22 protein-coding genes are annotated in these 19,233 nt (G+C 36.6%); 5 read left to right on the top strand and 17 right to left on the bottom strand.

Features of this window, described 5'->3' with window-relative positions; all coding sequences use genetic code 11:
* Positions 1–2: 2 nt before the first annotated feature.
* The 3 genes from FIT79_RS03655 to FIT79_RS03645 are packed head-to-tail and all read left to right on the top strand — an operon-like array spanning position 3 to position 3,853.
* The gene (locus tag FIT79_RS03655) at positions 3–971 is read left to right on the top strand and encodes a cell division protein ZipA C-terminal FtsZ-binding domain-containing protein (RefSeq protein WP_190243282.1); all 969 of its coding nucleotides are present in this window, start codon (positions 3–5) and stop codon (positions 969–971) included.
* On the top strand, positions 972–2,987 hold the full coding sequence (ligA, locus tag FIT79_RS03650) for an NAD-dependent DNA ligase LigA (RefSeq protein WP_139875653.1): 2,016 nt from the start codon (positions 972–974) through the stop codon (positions 2,985–2,987).
* Positions 2,988–2,992: 5 nt separating this feature from the next.
* Positions 2,993–3,853 carry a tetratricopeptide repeat protein gene (locus tag FIT79_RS03645; protein WP_139875652.1) on the top strand — a complete coding sequence of 287 codons (861 nt, stop codon included), beginning with the start codon at positions 2,993–2,995 and terminating at the stop codon, positions 3,851–3,853.
* Positions 3,854–3,913: 60 nt separating this feature from the next.
* Here FIT79_RS03645 and FIT79_RS03640 read toward each other — a convergent pair whose 3' ends face one another.
* The 17 genes from FIT79_RS03640 to FIT79_RS03560 form a co-directional block, all read right to left on the bottom strand.
* On the bottom strand, positions 3,914–4,138 hold the full coding sequence (locus FIT79_RS03640) for a hypothetical protein (protein ID WP_028817769.1): 225 nt from the start codon (positions 4,136–4,138) through the stop codon (positions 3,914–3,916).
* 9 nt (positions 4,139–4,147) lie between these two features.
* The gene (locus FIT79_RS03635) at positions 4,148–4,396 is read right to left on the bottom strand and encodes a hypothetical protein (protein ID WP_139875651.1); all 249 of its coding nucleotides are present in this window, start codon (positions 4,394–4,396) and stop codon (positions 4,148–4,150) included.
* 5 nt (positions 4,397–4,401) lie between these two features.
* Positions 4,402–4,773 (bottom strand): hypothetical protein, encoded by a 372-nt coding sequence (locus FIT79_RS03630; RefSeq protein WP_028817771.1) that lies wholly within the window; start codon positions 4,771–4,773, stop codon positions 4,402–4,404.
* A gap of 8 nt (positions 4,774–4,781) precedes the next feature.
* Positions 4,782–5,546, bottom strand: a complete 765-nt coding sequence (locus FIT79_RS03625; protein ID WP_139872350.1) for an MBL fold metallo-hydrolase — start codon at positions 5,544–5,546, stop codon at positions 4,782–4,784.
* On the bottom strand, positions 5,537–6,319 hold the full coding sequence (locus FIT79_RS03620; protein WP_139875650.1) for a TatD family hydrolase: 783 nt from the start codon (positions 6,317–6,319) through the stop codon (positions 5,537–5,539). The genes FIT79_RS03625 and FIT79_RS03620 overlap by 10 nt, the downstream gene beginning before the upstream one ends.
* Complete coding sequence (locus FIT79_RS03615) at positions 6,316–7,308, bottom strand: DNA polymerase III subunit delta' (RefSeq protein ID WP_139875649.1); 993 nt, start codon at positions 7,306–7,308, stop codon at positions 6,316–6,318. Before FIT79_RS03615 ends, FIT79_RS03620 begins: the two co-directional genes overlap by 4 nt.
* Entirely contained in the window at positions 7,305–7,913 is a 609-nt protein-coding gene (tmk, locus tag FIT79_RS03610; protein ID WP_189644880.1) for a dTMP kinase, read from the bottom strand. Before tmk ends, FIT79_RS03615 begins: the two co-directional genes overlap by 4 nt.
* A 2-nt stretch (positions 7,914–7,915) precedes the next feature.
* The gene (mltG, locus tag FIT79_RS03605) at positions 7,916–8,896 is read right to left on the bottom strand and encodes an endolytic transglycosylase MltG (RefSeq protein ID WP_139875647.1); all 981 of its coding nucleotides are present in this window, start codon (positions 8,894–8,896) and stop codon (positions 7,916–7,918) included.
* Positions 8,893–9,708: an aminodeoxychorismate lyase gene (gene pabC / locus FIT79_RS03600; protein WP_189508901.1), complete on the bottom strand. Its 816-nt coding sequence runs from the start codon at positions 9,706–9,708 to the stop codon at positions 8,893–8,895. Before pabC ends, mltG begins: the two co-directional genes overlap by 4 nt.
* Positions 9,709–9,771: 63 nt before the next feature.
* Positions 9,772–11,004: a beta-ketoacyl-ACP synthase II gene (gene fabF / locus FIT79_RS03595; protein WP_139875646.1), complete on the bottom strand. Its 1,233-nt coding sequence runs from the start codon at positions 11,002–11,004 to the stop codon at positions 9,772–9,774.
* Between the two features lie 51 nt (positions 11,005–11,055).
* A complete protein-coding gene (acpP, locus tag FIT79_RS03590; RefSeq protein ID WP_028817778.1) occupies positions 11,056–11,292 on the bottom strand; it encodes an acyl carrier protein in 237 nt (78 codons plus the stop codon).
* A 93-nt stretch (positions 11,293–11,385) separates the two neighbouring features.
* Entirely contained in the window at positions 11,386–12,135 is a 750-nt protein-coding gene (gene fabG, locus FIT79_RS03585; protein WP_139875645.1) for a 3-oxoacyl-ACP reductase FabG, read from the bottom strand.
* 18 nt (positions 12,136–12,153) lie between these two features.
* Positions 12,154–13,083, bottom strand: a complete 930-nt coding sequence (gene fabD / locus FIT79_RS03580; RefSeq protein WP_139875644.1) for an ACP S-malonyltransferase — start codon at positions 13,081–13,083, stop codon at positions 12,154–12,156.
* Between the two features lie 36 nt (positions 13,084–13,119).
* Positions 13,120–14,073, bottom strand: a complete 954-nt coding sequence (locus FIT79_RS03575) for a beta-ketoacyl-ACP synthase III (protein ID WP_139867711.1) — start codon at positions 14,071–14,073, stop codon at positions 13,120–13,122.
* Entirely contained in the window at positions 14,070–15,101 is a 1,032-nt protein-coding gene (gene plsX / locus FIT79_RS03570) for a phosphate acyltransferase PlsX (RefSeq protein ID WP_139867709.1), read from the bottom strand. Before plsX ends, FIT79_RS03575 begins: the two co-directional genes overlap by 4 nt.
* Positions 15,102–15,158: 57 nt before the next feature.
* Entirely contained in the window at positions 15,159–15,338 is a 180-nt protein-coding gene (gene rpmF, locus FIT79_RS03565; protein ID WP_028817942.1) for a 50S ribosomal protein L32, read from the bottom strand.
* 14 nt (positions 15,339–15,352) lie between these two features.
* A complete protein-coding gene (locus FIT79_RS03560) occupies positions 15,353–15,844 on the bottom strand; it encodes a YceD family protein (protein WP_139867707.1) in 492 nt (163 codons plus the stop codon).
* A gap of 111 nt (positions 15,845–15,955) precedes the next feature.
* Between FIT79_RS03560 and FIT79_RS03555 the strand changes: the two genes are divergently transcribed.
* Entirely contained in the window at positions 15,956–17,374 is a 1,419-nt protein-coding gene (locus FIT79_RS03555; protein ID WP_028817944.1) for an acetyl-CoA carboxylase biotin carboxylase subunit, read from the top strand.
* A 6-nt stretch (positions 17,375–17,380) separates the two neighbouring features.
* Positions 17,381–19,222 carry a sodium-extruding oxaloacetate decarboxylase subunit alpha gene (oadA, locus tag FIT79_RS03550; protein WP_139875643.1) on the top strand — a complete coding sequence of 614 codons (1,842 nt, stop codon included), beginning with the start codon at positions 17,381–17,383 and terminating at the stop codon, positions 19,220–19,222.
* The last annotated feature ends 11 nt before the right edge of the window (positions 19,223–19,233 follow it).

The following is a 19,233-nucleotide window of genomic DNA, read 5'->3' as shown; positions in this document are numbered from 1 at the left end:
TTATGATCATTTTTAACTGGATTCGTCTTATCCAGTACCGTAAAAAAAACCATGCAGAAAATTCTTTTTTATATAGAGATGAAAATGGTTTAAGCCCAGAAGAAAAAAATCCTTACGTTCAAGATTTAAGCATCTCAGAAAAATATTTACTTTCAAATTTACCTCAAGATATCTATCGTGATATCGATGCTATTGCTTTTATAAAACTTAACAAACCAAGTCATGCTATTTCTAAATTAAGCCTAAGAGACTTTGTTGAGCTTCCAAATGCTCATAGTTTCATTCGTAGAAATGAAGATGTATGGCAGTCTACAGGTGACTTAAGTGGCTCAGCTTCATTCGACCAAATACTTCTAGCTATTCAGCTGGTTGATCGCCAAGGCCCAATTTCACAAGCACACACACAAACATTTAGAATGCTATCAGAGAAAACCAAGAATGATTTAGACGGTAGTCTGATTTGGCTTTCTCACGCAAATATTGAAGAAGATGCAAATGAGCTAAATCAATTTTGTGCTCTTGTTGATCATATGATGACCTTAACTCTCATCCCAAAAAATAATGGCATGTTCGATAACGAAAAACTTATTGAAACATTAAAAGTAGATGGTTTTAAAGTAGATGAAGATGGCTATCATGTTTTCAAGGGGCGCGATAAGCACCCTTTATTTCGAGTGACTTCTTTGAATCAACAGCCCTTAAGCTTTAATCTTGATCCATACATTCAAGGTATTCTTTTTCAAATGGATCTACCACTTACTTTAAGTTGTAAAGATTCGTTTGATGCAATGTTGGAATCTATTACTAATTTTCAAAAAGAACTTGAATGTATGCTAGTTGATTCCAACAAAAAAGAACTAAATATTAACCATATTGAACGCATTAGATATCAAGTTGAAAAAATTGAAAATCAAATGGTAGCTAAAAATATTCCCCCTGGAAGCTCATGCGCTCGAAGATTATTTTCTTAAATGAAAGCAAATAAAGAAAATATTAAGGATAAAATTCAAGAGCTAATCGGAAAGATAAGCGCATTCGATTATCAATATTACGTTTTAGATAACCCTTCTATCTCAGATTTTGAATACGATAAAATTTTTAGATCACTTGTTGATTTAGAGAATGAGAATCCAGAACTCATTCGGCCAGATTCTCCTACTCAAAGGGTAGGGGGTAAGGCAATAGATGCTTTTGAAAGCGTCATTCACCGTCAAGCAATGCTGTCTTTAAATAATGCTTTCGATGAGGATGAGCTTATAGCCTTTGATAAGCGCATAAAAGATGATATTGGCATCGACGAAGTTGAGTATGCGGTTGAACCAAAATTCGACGGACTTGCAATCACACTTACTTACGAGAATGGTATTTTTGTGCAAGGAGCAACCCGTGGTGATGGCTATACAGGGGAAAATGTCACACATAATTTAAAAACTATTCGCTCCATACCAACCAAACTAAATCACATTCATCCACCTAAGCTCCTAGAGGTAAGGGGTGAGGTCTTAATGCTTAAGAAAGATTTTGAATTGCTAAATCAAAAACAGGAGTCTTTGGGCGAAAAAAAATTTGCAAATCCGAGAAATGCTGCAGCAGGAAGTTTAAGGCAGCTTGACCCAAGGATAACTGCAACAAGACCACTTACATTTTTTTCTTATGGTCTCGGTGTATGCGAACCCAATTTAAATTTAAAAACTCATACACAAACAATTCAGCTTCTAAAGCAATTTAATTTGCCTACTTCTGATTTGTCTACAAGTGTTAAAGGTGTAAAAGGGTTGCAAAGTTTTTATGACAAAGTATCAAAGCTAAGGAACGCATTAGCCTATGATATTGATGGTGTTGTATACAAAGTTAATTCGTTTAACTATCAAAATGAGCTGGGTTTTGTATCTCGTGCTCCTCGATGGGCTATAGCACATAAATTTCCTGCAGAAGAAGCCTTAACTGAAATTTTAGACATCAATGTTCAAGTTGGTCGTACAGGTGCTATAACACCTGTAGCAAGGTTGAAACCAGTTTTTGTAGGTGGAGTGACTGTCACGAATGCAACCCTTCATAATGAAGATGAGATGACTCGCAAAGATGTTCATATTGGAGATATAGTAAGCGTTCGAAGAGCGGGGGATGTGATCCCTGAAATTGTAAGGGTGCTTATTAATAAAAGGCCCAAGACAATTAAGAAATTTAGAATGCCAACAGAATGTCCTGAATGTGGTTCGGCTCTTGTCAGAATTGATGATGAAGCCATCATTCGTTGCTCTGGAGGGCTAGTCTGTCCTGCACAACAAAAACAATCTATTATTCATTTTGCATCTCGAAAAGCTATGGATATAGAAGGGCTGGGAGATAAATCTGTTGAGCAATTAGTTACCGTAGGTTTGATTCATGAGTTACCTGATATTTTTAAGTTAAAACTTGAACAATTAATTAACCTTGATCGTATGGCAGAAAAGTCGAGCCGAAACTTATTAGACGCTATTGAAAAAAGCAAATCAACATCACTACCTCGATTTATCTATGCGCTTGGTATCCGTAATGTAGGCGAGTCTACAGCTAAAGATCTTGCTGGCTTTTATGGTGATCTGGATGAAATTATGAAACAAACGGAGGAAAGTTTACAGATTGTTCCAGATATTGGCCCTACAGTTGCAAAATCAATCAGTGATTTTTTTAGACAAACCAAGAGCAGGGAAGTTATTAATTCCTTGATAGGATTAGGCGTTCATTGGCCCAAGTACGATATTAAAAAATCTTCTTCAGGAATTTTTGCAACCAAAACTTTTGTACTAACTGGCACCTTGCCTTCCATGTCGCGTGAAGAAGCAAAATCTATCATTGAAATGAACGGTGGAAAGGTTGTAGGAAGCGTTTCTAAGAAGACTGATTATGTTGTTGCTGGATCAGATGCTGGTAGTAAATTAACCACAGCACAAGAGCTTGGTCTTAAAATTATTTCGCAACAAGAACTTTTAAAACTTATAATTTAAAAACTATGAAATTTACAACACAATTTTTATTGATGCTACTTAGTCTATTTATTTCAACAAATATTTATTCTAAAGAGGCGATCAAAACTTGCGATGAGTTATTAAGTGATAACCAATATGAAGAAGCTTTAAAAACAAAAAAAAGTGAATTTAAGTCGATCTTTTGTCACGGACAAGTTAATTTAAGGCTTAAAAATTTCGATGAAGCTATAAAAAACTTTAAGTTAGCGGGTAAGTTATCCAAAAGTGATACTGATCATTTTATGGCTGATTTACTTGTAGGCATGGCATTAAAAGAAGCTAGAAGATTAGATGATGCTCTTATACATCTTAATAATTCTTATTCATTCATTAAAGCTAATAAAACCTTTAAGCGCCTTTATTTAGTTGAAATTGCTGAGACTTTATTGCTCCTTAGTAAATATGATGAAGCAGTAAACACATTCCTTGAGGCTTACGCATTTGCTGCCAATGATGAAGAACGTGCCTCTAATTTAGATCGAACTGCCTTTTCATATGCGTTACTTAAAAATTACACAAAAGCTGTTGAGTACGAATTAAAGGCTAATATGGCTTTCGATCGTACGGGTTTGTTAGGAGAATATGTAGAGTCGGGTATCAATCTCGCTTTGTATTATTCAGAGGCTAATGATCAAGCCTCAGCTGAAAGAACACTTTTAAAATTTGAGAAGTTTTCTCGAGAGAACGGGGGAATGTATTATCTTGCTAAAGTATTGTTCACCCAAAGTAATTATTACAAAAAGAAATCAAATATGGATCTTAGTAAGTCTAAGTTAGATGAAGCAAATAAGATTGCTAACGATATTGGAGCAGAGGACTTAAAAACGTTTTTTAAGACGCTTTAAGTAAGACTGTATATTCTATTTTACATAATATACATTATACGAAGTAATGTAAGTTTAAATCTATCGATGAAAGTCTTTAAATTGCCTTGGTAAAGCCTCTTCTTGCACCACAAATTCCATTCCTGCCATAGAGCCTACAAAAATACCTGATTTATATTGCATTCGAATCTTAACTGTATTTAAGGAAATTTCTAATTGGTCTTTAGCTCTGTAATTTAAGATATATCCAGTGACCTTCTTCCCATTATCCGTGCAGGTAACGTCAACAGCATCTTGATTGTCCATAAAGCCTTCCTATAAGTTGTTTTGTATGAAGGTGAGTTCTTGCTTTGGGTCATTATAAGCATCGTAAGATTGTTGTGCCCTTTCATACCAATAACGACTATTGAATTCATCACCCTCAATCTTATGAAGCACTGCATGAATCCAGTAAGCTTTTGAGGAGTGAAGGTCCTGAACAATTTGGTGGGAGGCATCCCATGAATCGTTGATTGCGAAAACAATTGCTTGGTCAAGGATCTCTTTATCTTCGGAGCCACGCATGACTATTAACGAATATTAAAGAAGCCAATGTTATTTACTTTACCATCCATAATCGTAAGCTCGGTTTGTTTCCAGACATTTTTATCGTCAGATTTCACAAGATTGTTGTAATACCACATCTCAATATTGACACGTTTGCTAGAGCCCACTCGATTCTCTGTAGGTCTTCCAATAACAGAGCTCGCATTTGTAGGCTTAACAGACATTTCTTTTCTGGCTGGCTCACCTAGAATTTGCAACACTTTTTCTTTAGATTTAGCTCCAAATGCATCGAGAAATTCATTTTCAGTATAGAGTTTCTTTCCTTCAGCTAATACTTGAAAAGATAATCCTAAAGCTATGAATATAAATAATAATTTTTTAAATAATTTTGACATATTGACCTTTAATTAATGGTAATTTTAAGCCCGTCGTACCCCACATCGATATGATCAGGTAATTCTTTTTTTAGTGACTCATATTCTAAATCATGTGTCATATGAATCAAGTATGTTTTCTTTGCTTTTATTTGATTTGCAAACATCAAGCTTTGTTCAAGATTGATGTGTGTGTGATGTTCCTTTATGCGCAAACAGTCTAATAATAGGATATCTAGCCCCTCTAAAAGTTTCAATGAATCTTCAGGGATATGAGATACATCAGTCAAATAAGCAAAGTTTCCGATGCGATAACCATAAATTTCTGATTTTCCATGCATGACGGGTATGGGGGTAACAATCTCACTAAAGAGATGAAATGGCGATTGGATAGGCATAGCTTTTAAAACGGGCATTTCCCAAAAGCCCTTAGGCTCTCCCAAAGCATAGCCAAATTTTAAAGCAATATGATCAAGCGCATCTTTCTTTCCGTAAATAGGTATTTGCATTTTGTGTATTTGACAAAAAGCCCTTAAATCATCAATGCCATGAAGATGATCAGCATGGGTATGGGTATAAAGGACTGCGTCAACTTTAGGGATGGACTCACGTAAAGATTGAAAACGTAAGTCTGGGCTCGTATCAATAAGAATATGCTCCCCTGTTCCCAATTTAATAAGTGAAGAGCAGCGGGTACGTTTATTTTTGGGGTTAGTTGACATACAAGTATGACAATGACATCCGACTACCGGAGTGCCTGCACTTGAACCAGCGCCGAGTATTGTTAATTCGATTGGCTGCATTTCGAAAAAAGCTTAAAGAAATTATTGGTTGTAGCTTGACCCACTTCTTTCACTGAAATATTTTTTAATCTAGCTATTTCTTCTGCCACATGAATTACATTTGATGGATCATTTATTTTTCCTCGATAAGGCACGGGCGCTAAATAAGGTGAATCAGTTTCGATAAGGATGCGATCAAGAGGAATAGATTTTGCAACCTCCTTCAGTTCAGTGGCATTTTTAAAGGTCACAATGCCTGAAAATGAAATATAAAAATTAAGCTTAATAGCTTCTAAGGCTACATCAAGAGACTCTGTAAAACAGTGCATCACGCCACCTACTTTATCAGCGCCCTGTTCTCTCATAATTTTTAAAGTGTCTTCTGCAGCATTTCGTGTATGAATAATAAGGGGTAAATTTGATTGAATAGCAGCTTGAATGTGCGTTTTGAAACGATCTCTTTGCCATGTAAGATCACCCTGTACTCTGAAGTAATCAAGTCCAGTTTCGCCAATAGCTACCACCTTTTTCTCTTTAGCGTATCGGCATAACTCTTCAACGGTAGGCTCCACAATGTCCTCATAATCAGGATGGACACCTACGGAAGCAAAAATATGTGGGTAGGTATTCGCTATTTTAAAAATATCAGGAAACTTATCTAAGGTTACGCTCACACATAAGGCATGTGTGACTTTATTAGACACCATTTTAGAAAAAATAGTATCTATGTTTGCGTAAAGCTCTGGGAAATTAATATGGCAATGAGAATCAACAAAACTAGTCATGACGGCTCGAAAATCTGTTTATATTTAATAAAAATATTTTGCAATTGAAGTTCTTGATTAATGGGGTGAGATGCAATTTTTTTTAATTCATTCAATTCATTTGCAAATATAAGTAATGCACCTAAGTTAATCTGCTTAGCTTGTGAATGGATTCGTGCTTCTTCGCTTTTAAAATAATAACTTTGCTGTGTATGGAAATTAAGCAATAAATCAAAAGCCCATTTTTGAATCATATTTACTGTCCAATCTAATCCTTGAGTCAGAATCGTATAATTGATTTTAGTAATATCAATCTTATGTCCCTGAGATAATAGTTGTGTAATAACAGTTCTCTCGGATTGATTTTCTAACTCTTTAATAGCGTTGAATGGCGAGCCACCAGTAAATGAAAGCAAACTTTCCTCATGCGCTATTTTTTTTCCATCCAAAAATAGTCTCGCCTCATCTAATGATGGACCTCGAAGATCTAGCAATTGGCAGCGACTACGAATAGTAGCAATTAATTTTTGTGCTTGGCTGGTTATCAGAATAAATAGAGTATTTTCTGGTGGTTCTTCCAAAATTTTCAGGAGTGCATTCGACGCAGACTGGTTAAGTGAATCTGCTGGTTCAATTAAAATAATACGCCTACCTTTTTCTTGATGAGCTGAAAGTTCTAAATATTCTGAAAGCTCACGAATTTGATCAATAACAATACTCTTTTTACGAATAGTTTTTCTTTTTGAAGACGTATCATCGTCGCTTTCAATAGGTGCAATATGTTTAAAGTCTGGATGCGAATCTGGAAACCACTCACAACTTGAACATGTCTTACAAGGCAAATGATTAGAAAGAGGAGTTTGACATAAATAAGACTTTGCAAATGTGATTGCAAAATCGTATTTCCCAATTCCCTCTTTGCCTTTAAAAATTAATGCATGCGGTAATTTTTCATTTTTATAAATGGCAGTCCAAGTATCTTGAAACCAAGGGTAAATGGAATCGATCATAAGATAGTTTTAATAGCCTCAATAACATCCTGAGACACAGCTTCAATGGGTTGATTTGCATTAATGATTTTATAGCGAATAGGATTTTGCCTTGCAAGATCTAGGTAGACATTTCTCAACCGGTTAAAAAAAGCTTCACTTTCTTTTTCAAATTTATCAGGTGTTCTATTCCTCTTTAACCGATCAATACTTATCTCAACAGGTAAATCGAATAGCAATGTAAGGTCAGCCTTAAGGTCAGGGTGAACCCATGCTTCTAGTGTTTGTATTTTAGAGTAGGCCACTTGTTTACCACCATACTGATATGCATAAGTTGCATCAGTAAATCGATCAGACAGTACAAAAATTCCTGCATCTAGGGCTGGCTTAATTATTTCTGCTATGTGTTGCCTTCTAGCGGCAAACATAAGAAGCGTTTCTGTTTCTGGATCCATATCCTCATAAAGAAGCAATTCTCTTAATTTTTCTCCAAGTTTTGTTCCACCAGGCTCCCTTGTTCTTTTCACTGCAATTTTTTGTGACTCAAAGAATGAAATAACTTCATCTATATGTGTACTTTTCCCTGCGCCATCGACACCTTCAAACGTAATAAATTTACCTTTAATTGTCATTTGATCTGATACTTTCTAACAGCGCTATTATGTTCATTTAAACTTGCAGAGAAATAATGGGTTCCATCACCTTTTCCCACAAAATAAAGTGCATCAGTTTTTGTAGGGTGAAGTGCGGCCCGAATAGAAATTAAACCTGGCATAGTAATAGGAGCTGGAGGCAATCCTTCTCTTGTATAAGTATTATAAGGGGTGTCTGTAAGCAAGTCTTTTTTTGTAATATCACCCGTAAATTTTTTACCAAGCCCATAAATGACTGTAGGGTCGCTTTGAAGTTTCATCTTAATATTTAATCGATGTATAAATACGCCTGAAATAAGATTAGCCTCTATGGATTTTCCTGTTTCTTTTTCAATAATGGATGCCATCGTCAGCGCCTCATAACTATTCTTATAGGGGACCTCTTCTGCTCGGCGGGCCCACTCATAATTTAATTTTTTTTGCATGGCCTTATAAGCTCTTTTTAAAATTTCAATGTCTGAAGTATTTCTACTGAAATAATAAGTATCAGGGAAAAATTGTCCTTCAACTGATTCGTATGGAATACCGACTGCTGCTGCAATAGCTTTAGTATCATAAGGCTTCATTGTTTTTTTAATACTATCGTTAGCTTTTATTTTTTCCAACATTGATTGAAAGTCTTGTCCTTCTATAAAAGTTATTGATCCTTCGGTTGCCCTTCCCTCTGCGAATGATTTTAATAACTGATAAGGCGTAATATTTGGATTAAGGTTGTAATTGCCTGGTCTTAGCTTTTTAGATTGGTCTAACGCTTTAGCGAGGATAATAAATCGCCATGGTTCATTAAGTATTTTTTCATCAACAAGTTGAAAGGCTATCGCTTTAAGACTGCTGCCAGGTTCAATTTCAATAGCTAAATCTGCTTTATTGATATTAAGTGGTGTTACCAAGAAATGAATGATCCAAACCAATAAAGGTATGAAAATAATCATTAATCGAATTAACCATTTTTTCATGTATTTAAACTCTCGAGCGACTGGTTAAATAGTGACGCTGAATCTTGATGTTTCCAAGATATATTTTTAATTTTTTTAACCTGCAAGACACCAAATAAACTGTTTGTTATTAGGACCTCATCAGCCTCTAAAAGTTTATTTAAACTAAATATAGCTTCTTTCACTTTAAAGCCTAACTGACTTGATATTTTAATGATTAATTCTCTTGTGACTCCTTTAATGCCAATGTCGCTTATTTTTGGAGTGTAAATAACTTTACCGATGCGCATAAATATGTTGCTTGAAATACATTCGATGACATTACCATCACTATCAAGAAGAATACCATCGGCATACTGATCACTTTTCCACTCCTGTCTTGCCATAATATTCTCTAGTCTATTTAGATGTTTAACTCCTGAAAGAACAGTAGGATTAAGTTTGTGCTTGCATACATAAAGATTGACGCCTGACCTAAAGATCGCCTTTGGGTAGCTTGGCATTTTAGTTTTAATTAAAAAACGATTGTGAACGATGTCCTTATTGAATTTATAACCTCGCTCACTAAGGCCTCTCGAAATAATAAACTTTCCTACTGCTTTTTTATTACTTCTAAACAAAGAAGCAATATCAGAAAGCAATTCTTTTTCTTTGGGAGGCTTGATTTTAATCGCAAGACAATCTTGAGCTATTTTTTTATAGTGATATTTCCAATGGCGAGGCTTTTTATTTTCCACTACAAAAGTTCTAAAAATACCATCGCCATATTGGAATGCACGGTCAAATGGACTGATATGCTGAAATTTACCGTTAATGAGGAATTGTTTTGACAAGTTAAACGGCCAGTTGTGAATTAATCAATGAGTTCATTTTGGATTAAACCCATTTATAAAAATCTATAGCCTTTTAAATACAAGGCTTCCGTTAGTGCCACCAAAGCCAAAGTTATTTTTAAGTGCAACCTCAATTTTCATTGGCCTGGCTTCATTGGCACAATAATCAAGATCACATTCAGGATCTTGGTTGAAAATATTAATAGTGGGCGGAGAAATCTGGTTATGAATAGCTAGCACAGTGAATACGGACTCAATGCCGCCTGCCCCGCCTAATAAATGCCCTGTCATTGATTTTGTAGAATTTACAACAAGTTTTTTTGCGTAGTTTCCAAATGAGGCTTTAATCGCATTAGTTTCATTAAGGTCGCCAAGAGGTGTAGATGTTCCATGCGCATTAATATATTGCACATTATCTGTATTCACATGCGCATTTTTCAATGCATTGACAATTGAGCGTCTTGGACCGTCCATATTGGGCGCGGTAATATGATATGCATCAGCACTCATTCCGTAGCCTGATAGTTCTGCATAAATTTTAGCGCCTCTTTGTTTTGCATGCTCATACTCCTCAAGCACCATTACTCCAGCACCTTCGCCAATAACAAAACCGTCGCGGTCTCTGTCCCATGGGCGACTTGCTGTTTTTGGATCATCATTGCGTGATGAAAGTGCTTTGGCTGAAGAAAATCCAGCGACTGATAATTCAGTAATAGCAGCTTCCGAACCCCCAGCTAACATCACATCTGCATCGCCATATTCGATCATACGTGCCGCATCACCTATTGAATGAGTTCCTGTTGTACATGCAGTAACAATAGAAACATTAGGGCCTTTTAAATTAAGCATAATAGAAAGATTGCCGGAAATCATATTGATAATCGTGCCCGGAATAAAAAATGGCGATACCTTCCGAGCACCACCTTCATCAAATACTTCACCTGTAGATTCAATCAAATTAATGCCACCAATACCAGACCCAACCGATACGCCAATGCGCTCACTATTGCTGTCATTTACTTCAATACCGGAATCTTTAAATGCCTCTATGCCTGCTGCGATACCAAATTGAATAAAGGTATCCATGCGTCTTGCATCTTTGGGAGGAATGTACGCAAGCGGGTCGAAATTTTTGACCTCACCTGCAACTTGTGAAGGAAATGCTGAGCAGTCAAATTTGGTAATTTTACCTATACCTGATTGACCATTGATGATATTAGCCCATGATTCTGCTACCCCTATACCAACAGGAGTAATCAAACCTAAACCGGTGACTACAACTCTTCTCTTCGTCATGGAATAAACCCAACCCTTTCAATATTTAGAAAAGGTTAAATAACATATGAATTATTTTAGATTTTTGTTGATGTAATCAACAGCTTGCTGAACTGTGGTGATCTTTTCAGCTTCTTCGTCAGGAATTTCACAATCAAACTCTTCTTCTAAAGCCATTACGAGTTCAACTGTATCAAGTGAATCAGCACCTAAATCATCTACAAATGATGATGTATTTTTTACATCAGCTTCTTTAGTGCCAAGTTGTTCTGCAACAATTTTTTTTACACGTTGTTCGATGTCAGACATCTAAAATACCCCTTTATTTAAGAAATGACCCTCAGGCCATGCGTTATTTTAACAAATCTTGTTAAGAATTTTGTAATAAAGTTAAAAAAATAACTAAATCATTAGCATTCCGCCATTGACATGAAGTGTCTCACCTGTGATATAAGAAGCTTCTTTTGAAGCTAAAAAGCTTACTGCAGCACCAATATCCTCAGGACTTCCTAGTCGTCCTAATGGCACATGATCGAGAAGCTGCTTTTTATGTTCATCTGACAATCCCCTTGTCATATCCGTATCAATAAAACCAGGCGCAACACAATTGACAGTAATACCTCGACTACCAATTTCTTTAGCTAATGATTTTGTGAATCCAGTTACGCCAGCTTTTGCGGCAGCGTAATTTGTTTGACCTGCATTACCCATATGGCCAACTACAGAAGTGATATTAATAATTCTACCGTAGCGACTTTTCATCATGCTGCGAATGAGGGCCTGGCTCATGCGAAAAATAGATTTTAAATTGGTTGACATAACATCATCCCAATCTTCTTCTTTCATGCGCATGAGTAACATATCTTTAGTAATCCCGGCGTTATTTACAAGGATTGATATATCGCCATGCTCCTTAATAATGCCATCAACAGTTTTTAAGATAGCTTCATTATCATTCACATCTAATTTAATACCTTTACCTAAAACATTTTGCTCTTTGAGAAATAATGAAATTTTTTGAGCGCCATCTTCCGTTGTTGCGGTGCCAATGACAAAAGCATTTTGTTTTCCTAAACTTAAAGCAATTGATTGTCCAATACCTCGGCTAGCGCCAGTGACAAGTGCAACTTGATTTTCAAGATTAATAAACATAATTTTCCCTAGATAGTTTTATTCTATAAGTGCTTTAAATTCATCTATTGCACTTTCATTAACAAGAGCAACACCTTTTAATTCAGGAGAGATTCTCTTGGTTAGGCCTGTAAGAACTTTGCCTGGGCCGCATTCTGCAATATCACTAATTTTATTGAATGCTATCTTTTCAATGGTATCAACCCATCTTACTGGATGACAGAGTTGTTTTGAAAGTGCATCTTTAATTTCATTTGCATCATTATGTTCCAAAACATCCACATTATGGATAACAGGAATATTTGGTTTTTTAATTGTAATATTAGTTAAATATTCTTTTAATTCTTCAGATGCTTTTTGCATAAGAGAGCAGTGTGAGGGAACGCTAACGGGAAGTAGAATGGCTCGCTTAGCACCTTTTGATTTTGCTATTTCAATAGCCCGCTCTACTGCTAAAACATTTCCAGCAATCACAACCTGCCCTGGCGAGTTAAAGTTGACTGCTTCTACAACCTCATTTCCTTGAGCTTCTTTGCATGCATTCATGACATCTGAGTCAGACATACCAAGAATAGCAGCCATAGCACCTACACCTTCAGGAACAGCTTTTTGCATGACTTCAGCTCTATATTTAACAAGCTTTAACGCGTCTTTAAATTCCATCGCATTTGAAGCAACAAGAGCGGTATATTCACCCAGGCTATGGCCTGCAAGATAACTCGGGAGTAAATCTGTTTTAGATTTCCAGACTCGCCACGTCGCTATGCCGGCTGTAAGAAGTATAGGTTGCGTATGAACTGTTTGGTTTATGTCTTCATTAGGCTCAGTCGCCATTTTCCAAAAATCAATATTAAGAATTTGAGATGCTTCATTAAAGGTTGATTGAATTAATGGATGGCCATTAAAATCCGCCATCATGCCGACAGTTTGTGAGCCTTGACCAGGGAAAATAAAAGAAAACTTATTCATAATTTACTTGATATATTATTATTAACTATATGATTTTTAATACTTTATTAAAGCAGATCCCCAGGTAAATCCACCACCGAATGCTTCCATCAACAGCGTTTCCCCTCTTTTTATTTTACCCTCACGAATGGCCGTATCAAGGGCCAAAGGGATCGAAGCAGCTGAAGTATTACCATGTCTGTCTATAGTAACAATGACGCGATCCATGCTCATATTCAATTTTTTTGCAGTTGCTTCTAAAATTCTAATATTGGCTTGGTGGGGAACAAGCCAGTCAATGTCTGACTTATCTAATTGATTCATTTCAAGTGTTTCATCTACAATAGAGTCTAATGTATTCACGGCTATTTTGAAAACCTGGTTACCTTGCATTTCTATAGTAGATTTACCTTTTTGGTGAGATACACCGCTGGGGACATGGAGTAATTTCTCATAAGCGCCATCCGCATGAATATGTGTAGACAAGATACCCGGTTCATCTGATGCTTCAAGAATAACAGCACCCCCGCCATCACCCCAAAGAATAGCATTGCTTCGATCTGAATAATCTGTAATGCGAGACATAGTATCTGCGCCAATCACTAGCACACATTTTGCTGCACCTGTTTTAATGAAACTATCTGCAACAGATAGCGCATACACAAAACCACTGCATACCGCTTGAATATCAAATGCTGGACATAAAGATAAGCCAAGCTTTGTCTGAACAATACAAGCTGTACTTGGAAATACTTTATCTGGCGTAGTTGTTGCCACAATGATAAGATCAATTTTATTTGCATCAATACCAGAAGCTTTTATTGCTTGTTTAGACGCTTCTGTCGCTAAATCGCTTGTATATTGATGTGCTGAAACAATATGTCTTTCTTTAATACCTGTCCTTGTCGTAATCCATTCGTCCGTCGTCTCAAACATTTTTTCAAGATCAAGATTACTTAATATTTTTTCGGGAAGATAGCTTCCAGTCCCTGTAACTTTTGAATAAATCATAAATTTTCTGACGATGAAATATCTAGGGGCATTTCTAATTCAAGTTGTTTTTGTATGTTCTCTAAAACATTATTTTTGGATTCTTCAATGGCCGTCCGAATAGCATAGAAAAAAGAATAACTATCAGCCCCACCATGACTTTTAACTACAATACCTTTAAGACCTAAAAAGCTAGCGCCATTGTATCTTCTAGGATCAAGCCTTTTTTTGAATCGATTAAGTACAAGCAAAGAAACAAATGCCATAGATTTTGTAATCCAATTACGTTTGAATTCCTGTGTTAAAAATCGGCCCATAAGCTGCGCAATACCTTCAGCTGTTTTTAATGCAACATTCCCCACAAACCCATCACATACAACGACATCAGTTGTCCCTTTAAAGATGTCATTACCTTCAACGTTACCATAAAAGTTAAGGTGACTTCGACGAAGTAATTCTCCTGCTTGCCTTACAACTTCATTACCTTTCATATCTTCTGAGCCAATATTGAGAAGCCCTACGGAAGGCTTTGGATTGCCCGTCACAGAACTGACAAGCATGGCGCCCATGACTGCAAATTGCAATAAATTCTCGGCCGTGCAGTCTGTATTGGCGCCTAGGTCCAGCATGTAAGTTGTACCTTTTTGACTAGGCAAGCTCGATGCGATGGCAGGTCTATCAATCCCTGGCAACATTTTTAATACATAACGGGCGGTTGCCATAAGTGCACCGGTATTGCCAGCGCTTACGCAAGCCTGAGCCTTCTCTTCCTTAATTAAATTAATTGCAACACGCATGGAAGAATCTTTTTTATTTTTTAAAGCGCTTTGAGGAGATTCATCCATTTCAACCACTTCACTTGCATGCTGAATAGATAAACGGGTATTGGTATATTTATTTTTTTGGAGCTCTGTTTGAATAAGCTCTTGATCGCCAACTAAAATAATGTGAAGTTGGTCATATTTTGATAACGCATTTATGGAGGCTGGGATAGTGACTGAGGGACCATGATCCCCTCCCATTGCGTCAACTGCTAGGGTAATTGTCATTTGTTCTCTTAACGTTTAAGAGCAATGAAAGTAATAAATCAGAATAATTAAGAAGAATTATTCTGATTTATTCTGAATAACTTTTTTGCCTCTATAGTAGCCTGTTGGGCTAACGTGATGACGTAAATGAACTTCGCCAGTAGTTGGTTCTACAGCAAGTGGGGGATTTGATAAAAAATCGTGAGAACGATGCATTCCACGTTTTGAAGGTGATTTTTTATTCTGCTGAACAGCCATAGCAACTCCTAAATTTAATTTTTATATAATTTTTGTTTTAAATCAGCAAACGGATGAATGCGATCTAACACACCATCAGTTTTTTTGTAGTAGCACTTATCATTTTCATGTTTTGGTGCACCAGGCATAGAAAGTAAGATTTCGTCTTCAATAAGACTTAATACATCCATCTTTGCACTACCCTCAATTAAGTCGTAATCCGCATGATCGTCAACTTGAAAATCAGTTAACTGCGTCTCTTCTTTAATTAAAAATCCTGATTTTAAAAAAATCGTATGCTCTAATTTTTCCGAACATCTTTGGCAAATTAAATCTAATTTACCTTCGATGAATAGTTCCAAACAAGCTTCTCTATGTTTATTTTCGAAGCCTCTTAAAACAAAAGCAATTGAGTCTTCGAGATTTAAGCATAAATCTTGCAATCGCTCAAAATCAGAGAGGCGAATTATATCACGAATTTCTCTCGATTTTCTTGAAAAATCAATATTGTCTATATGCTGTTCCATCAATAGATTTCGGGGTAAAAGACATCATTATTATATAAGAAATGACATGTTATAATTTTCTTAAATTAACCCTAATTTAGTGATATTTCACTAAAAACTTAAGGCTTTTCATTGTTCAAAAAAATTCTCATAGCGAACCGTGGTGAAATAGCGGTTAGGCTGATTCGTGCCTGTTCTGAGCTCGATATCACTTCCGTAGCCATTTATTCAGATGCTGACCGCCATGCGCTTCACGTCAAAAAAGCCGATGAATCCTACAATGTAGGCGCAGACCCCCTTGCCGGCTATTTAAACGCACATAATATTGTGAATATCGCCGTTACTTCCGGATGTGATGCAATCCATCCAGGATATGGGTTTTTATCTGAAAACCCAGAATTAGCCGAAATATGTGCCAGACGAGATATCAAATTTATTGGCCCTAATGCCGATATTATTCGTCAAATGGGAGATAAGATTCAAGCAAGAACAGCAATGATTGCAGCCGCAATACCTGTTATTCCTGGAAGTGAAGGCAATATTGAGAGTCTTGATGAAGCTAAAAAACTTGCCTCTTCTATTGGTTACCCTATCATGCTTAAAGCGACTAACGGTGGTGGTGGACGAGGTATTAGACGTTGTAATAACGAAAAAGAGCTCATTGCTAATTATGATCGAGTGATTTCTGAAGCTACAAAAGCCTTTGGCAAACCCGAGGTTTTTATTGAGAAATGTATCGTATCGCCGAAGCATATCGAGGTTCAAATTCTGGCTGATAGCTCTGGCAATGTGGTTCATCTTTTTGAAAGGGATTGTTCTATTCAAAGGCGCAATCAAAAACTCATTGAGATCGCACCCTCCCCTCAGCTTACAAACGCTCAAAGAAATTATGTGGGTGAACTTGCAGTGAAAGCTGCCAAAGCTGTGAATTACGAGAATGCGGGTACCGTAGAATTCCTTTTGGATGCTGAAAATAATTTTTACTTTATGGAGATGAATACCCGTCTTCAAGTTGAACATACAATTACTGAATCAATTACCGGTATTGATATTGTTCAAGAGCAAATAAGAATTGCCTTTGGATTATCATTACAATACAAACAAGAAGAAATTCAGTTTCGAGGCTTTGCGATTGAATATCGAATTAATGCGGAAGATCCGAAGTATGACTTCATGCCATCCTTTGGAAAAATTACGCGTTATTATGCACCTGGCGGACCCGGCGTTAGAATTGATGCTTCAATATATACTGGCTATGTCATTCCCCCATATTATGACTCTATGTGCGCAAAGCTAACTGTATGGGCGTTAAACTGGGAAAGTGTGATGCAACGTGGCAAGAGAGCCCTCAATGATATTGTTGTATTTGGAGTTAAAACAACAATCCCTTATTATTTAGAAATTATGAATAATAAACAGTTTAAAGAAGCGAATTTCAATACAAGCTTTGTGGACGACCATCCGGAGCTTATAAATTATCAAAGTCAATTTCCACCTGAGTTAATGGCTGCAGCTATTTCAGCAGCGATTGCAGCACATGAAGGTATTTAAATAGCTATGAAAAAAATACATATTACAGAATTAGTTTTAAGAGATGGGCATCAATGTCAAATTGCAACTAGACTTCGCACTGAGGACATGCTTCCCATATGTCCGCAATTAGATTCACTTGGCTTTTGGTCAATTGAAGCATGGGGTGGAGCTACGTTTGATGCTTGTGTAAGATTTTTAAAAGAAGATCCATGGGAGCGTTTAAAGCTTTTAAGAAAAGCTCTCCCAAATTCTCGTATACAAATGTTACTTCGAGGTCAGAACTTATTAGGCTATCGTCATTATTCAGATGATGTTGTTGACGCATTCGTCAAACAATCAGCCAATAATGGTGTCGATGTTTTTAGAATTTTCGATGCCATGAATGATGTAAGAAATCTTACAACATCAATAAAAGCAGTCAAAAAATATAAAAAACACGCAGAAGGTACATTAAGCTATACCACAAGCCCTGTGCATAACATCCCTTATTTCGTTAATCTTGCAAAAGAAATGGAAAGTTACGGATGTGACACAATAGCCATTAAAGATATGGCGGGTCTTTTAACGCCGTCAGCCACTAAAGAGCTTGTAACGTCTTTAAAAAAATCTACCTCTTTACCAATTCACGTTCATTCACACGCAACTTCAGGATTAGCAAGTATTAATCTTTTAACTGCTGTACAAAATGGTGCGGACATTATTGATACATGTAATTCAAGCTTTGCAGAAGGCGCAAGTCATCCATCGACAGAATCTATAATTGCTGTCTTAGAGGATTTAGGCTACGAAACGGGTATTGATATTAAAAAAGTTGAAGAGATTAGCGAGCAATTAAAGGTTGTAAGAAAAAAATATTGGCAATTTGAATCTGATTACACTGGCGTAGATACAAGGGTGCTTAGTAATCAAGTCCCTGGCGGTATGATTTCCAATTTGTCTAATCAGCTTAAAGAGCAAGGTGCACTTGATCGTATGAACGAAGTGCTTCTTGAAATTCCTAGAGTACGTGAAGATTTAGGTTACCCACCACTTGTGACACCAACTTCCCAGATTGTAGGCACACAAGCAGTCTTAAATGTTTTAACAGGCGCTAGATATAAATCGATTACCAATGAGGTAAAAAGTTATTTCATGGGTGAATATGGAAAAGCACCCGGCAAAGTGAATCAAAAAATTCAAATGATGGCCATCGGTGAAAAAAAACCATTGACATCCAGACCTGCCGATCTTTTGGAGCCTGAACTTGTAAAACTTAAAATTGAAGCAGAGCAAATTACAAAATCTGATGAAGATATTTTAACGTATGCCATGTTTCCTGACGTTGCCAAGATATTCTTACAAGAAAGAAATGCAGGTAGCATTAAACCCGAACCACTTCTTCCAAAAGACAATGTATTTTCGTCTGCTGAAAAATTCGCACCTAGTGAATTTAATGTCACGCTTCATGGTGAAACATTCAATATCAAATTAACGGGATCAGGCTATACCGGTGAAGCAAGAAGGCCATTTTATGTATCCGTAGATGGCATTTCGGAAGAGGTGTTAGTCGAAACTTTGCATGAAGTTGAAGTGACGAATGGAAAAAAATCTTCAAAAAAACAGTCTCAAGAAACATCTAAATCAGCAAGACCTAGGCCCAATCACGAGGGCTGTATTACTACAGCTATGCCAGGAACAATTATTGACGTTAAAGTTAAAATTGGCGACAGAGTTGAGGCTGGAGGCAGTGTAATTGTGATTGAGGCCATGAAAATGGAGAATGAAATTCAATCCCCTACTTCGGGTATTGTAGTTGCGATTCATGTAGCAAAAGGTGAAGCGGTATCCCCAGATGAAACGCTACTTGAAATTCAACCTGAATCATAAAGAAACCAATG

Origin of the sequence: Candidatus Methylopumilus universalis (assembly GCF_006365315.1) — a bacterium.
Lineage (GTDB): Bacteria > Pseudomonadota > Gammaproteobacteria > Burkholderiales > Methylophilaceae > Methylopumilus > Methylopumilus universalis.
The sequence above is the reverse complement of the archived record's forward strand: the minus strand, read 5'-3'. Positions and strand labels throughout refer to the sequence as shown.

Coding starts and splice junctions, on each gene's coding strand:
- FIT79_RS03655 (WP_190243282.1), top strand. CDS start 3: ATGATCATTTTTAACTGGATTCGTCTTATCCAGTACCGTAAAAAAAAC.
- ligA (WP_139875653.1), top strand. CDS start 972: ATGAAAGCAAATAAAGAAAATATTAAGGATAAAATTCAAGAGCTAATC.
- FIT79_RS03645 (WP_139875652.1), top strand. CDS start 2,993: ATGAAATTTACAACACAATTTTTATTGATGCTACTTAGTCTATTTATT.
- FIT79_RS03640 (WP_028817769.1), bottom strand. CDS start 4,138: ATGGACAATCAAGATGCTGTTGACGTTACCTGCACGGATAATGGGAAG.
- FIT79_RS03635 (WP_139875651.1), bottom strand. CDS start 4,396: ATGCGTGGCTCCGAAGATAAAGAGATCCTTGACCAAGCAATTGTTTTC.
- FIT79_RS03630 (WP_028817771.1), bottom strand. CDS start 4,773: ATGTCAAAATTATTTAAAAAATTATTATTTATATTCATAGCTTTAGGA.
- FIT79_RS03620 (WP_139875650.1), bottom strand. CDS start 6,319: ATGACTAGTTTTGTTGATTCTCATTGCCATATTAATTTCCCAGAGCTT.
- FIT79_RS03615 (WP_139875649.1), bottom strand. CDS start 7,308: ATGATCGATTCCATTTACCCTTGGTTTCAAGATACTTGGACTGCCATT.
- mltG (WP_139875647.1), bottom strand. CDS start 8,896: ATGAAAAAATGGTTAATTCGATTAATGATTATTTTCATACCTTTATTG.
- fabF (WP_139875646.1), bottom strand. CDS start 11,004: ATGACGAAGAGAAGAGTTGTAGTCACCGGTTTAGGTTTGATTACTCCT.
- acpP (WP_028817778.1), bottom strand. CDS start 11,292: ATGTCTGACATCGAACAACGTGTAAAAAAAATTGTTGCAGAACAACTT.
- fabG (WP_139875645.1), bottom strand. CDS start 12,135: ATGTTTATTAATCTTGAAAATCAAGTTGCACTTGTCACTGGCGCTAGC.
- fabD (WP_139875644.1), bottom strand. CDS start 13,083: ATGAATAAGTTTTCTTTTATTTTCCCTGGTCAAGGCTCACAAACTGTC.
- FIT79_RS03575 (WP_139867711.1), bottom strand. CDS start 14,073: ATGATTTATTCAAAAGTTACAGGGACTGGAAGCTATCTTCCCGAAAAA.
- plsX (WP_139867709.1), bottom strand. CDS start 15,101: ATGACAATTACCCTAGCAGTTGACGCAATGGGAGGGGATCATGGTCCC.
- rpmF (WP_028817942.1), bottom strand. CDS start 15,338: ATGGCTGTTCAGCAGAATAAAAAATCACCTTCAAAACGTGGAATGCAT.
- FIT79_RS03560 (WP_139867707.1), bottom strand. CDS start 15,844: ATGGAACAGCATATAGACAATATTGATTTTTCAAGAAAATCGAGAGAA.
- oadA (WP_139875643.1), top strand. CDS start 17,381: ATGAAAAAAATACATATTACAGAATTAGTTTTAAGAGATGGGCATCAA.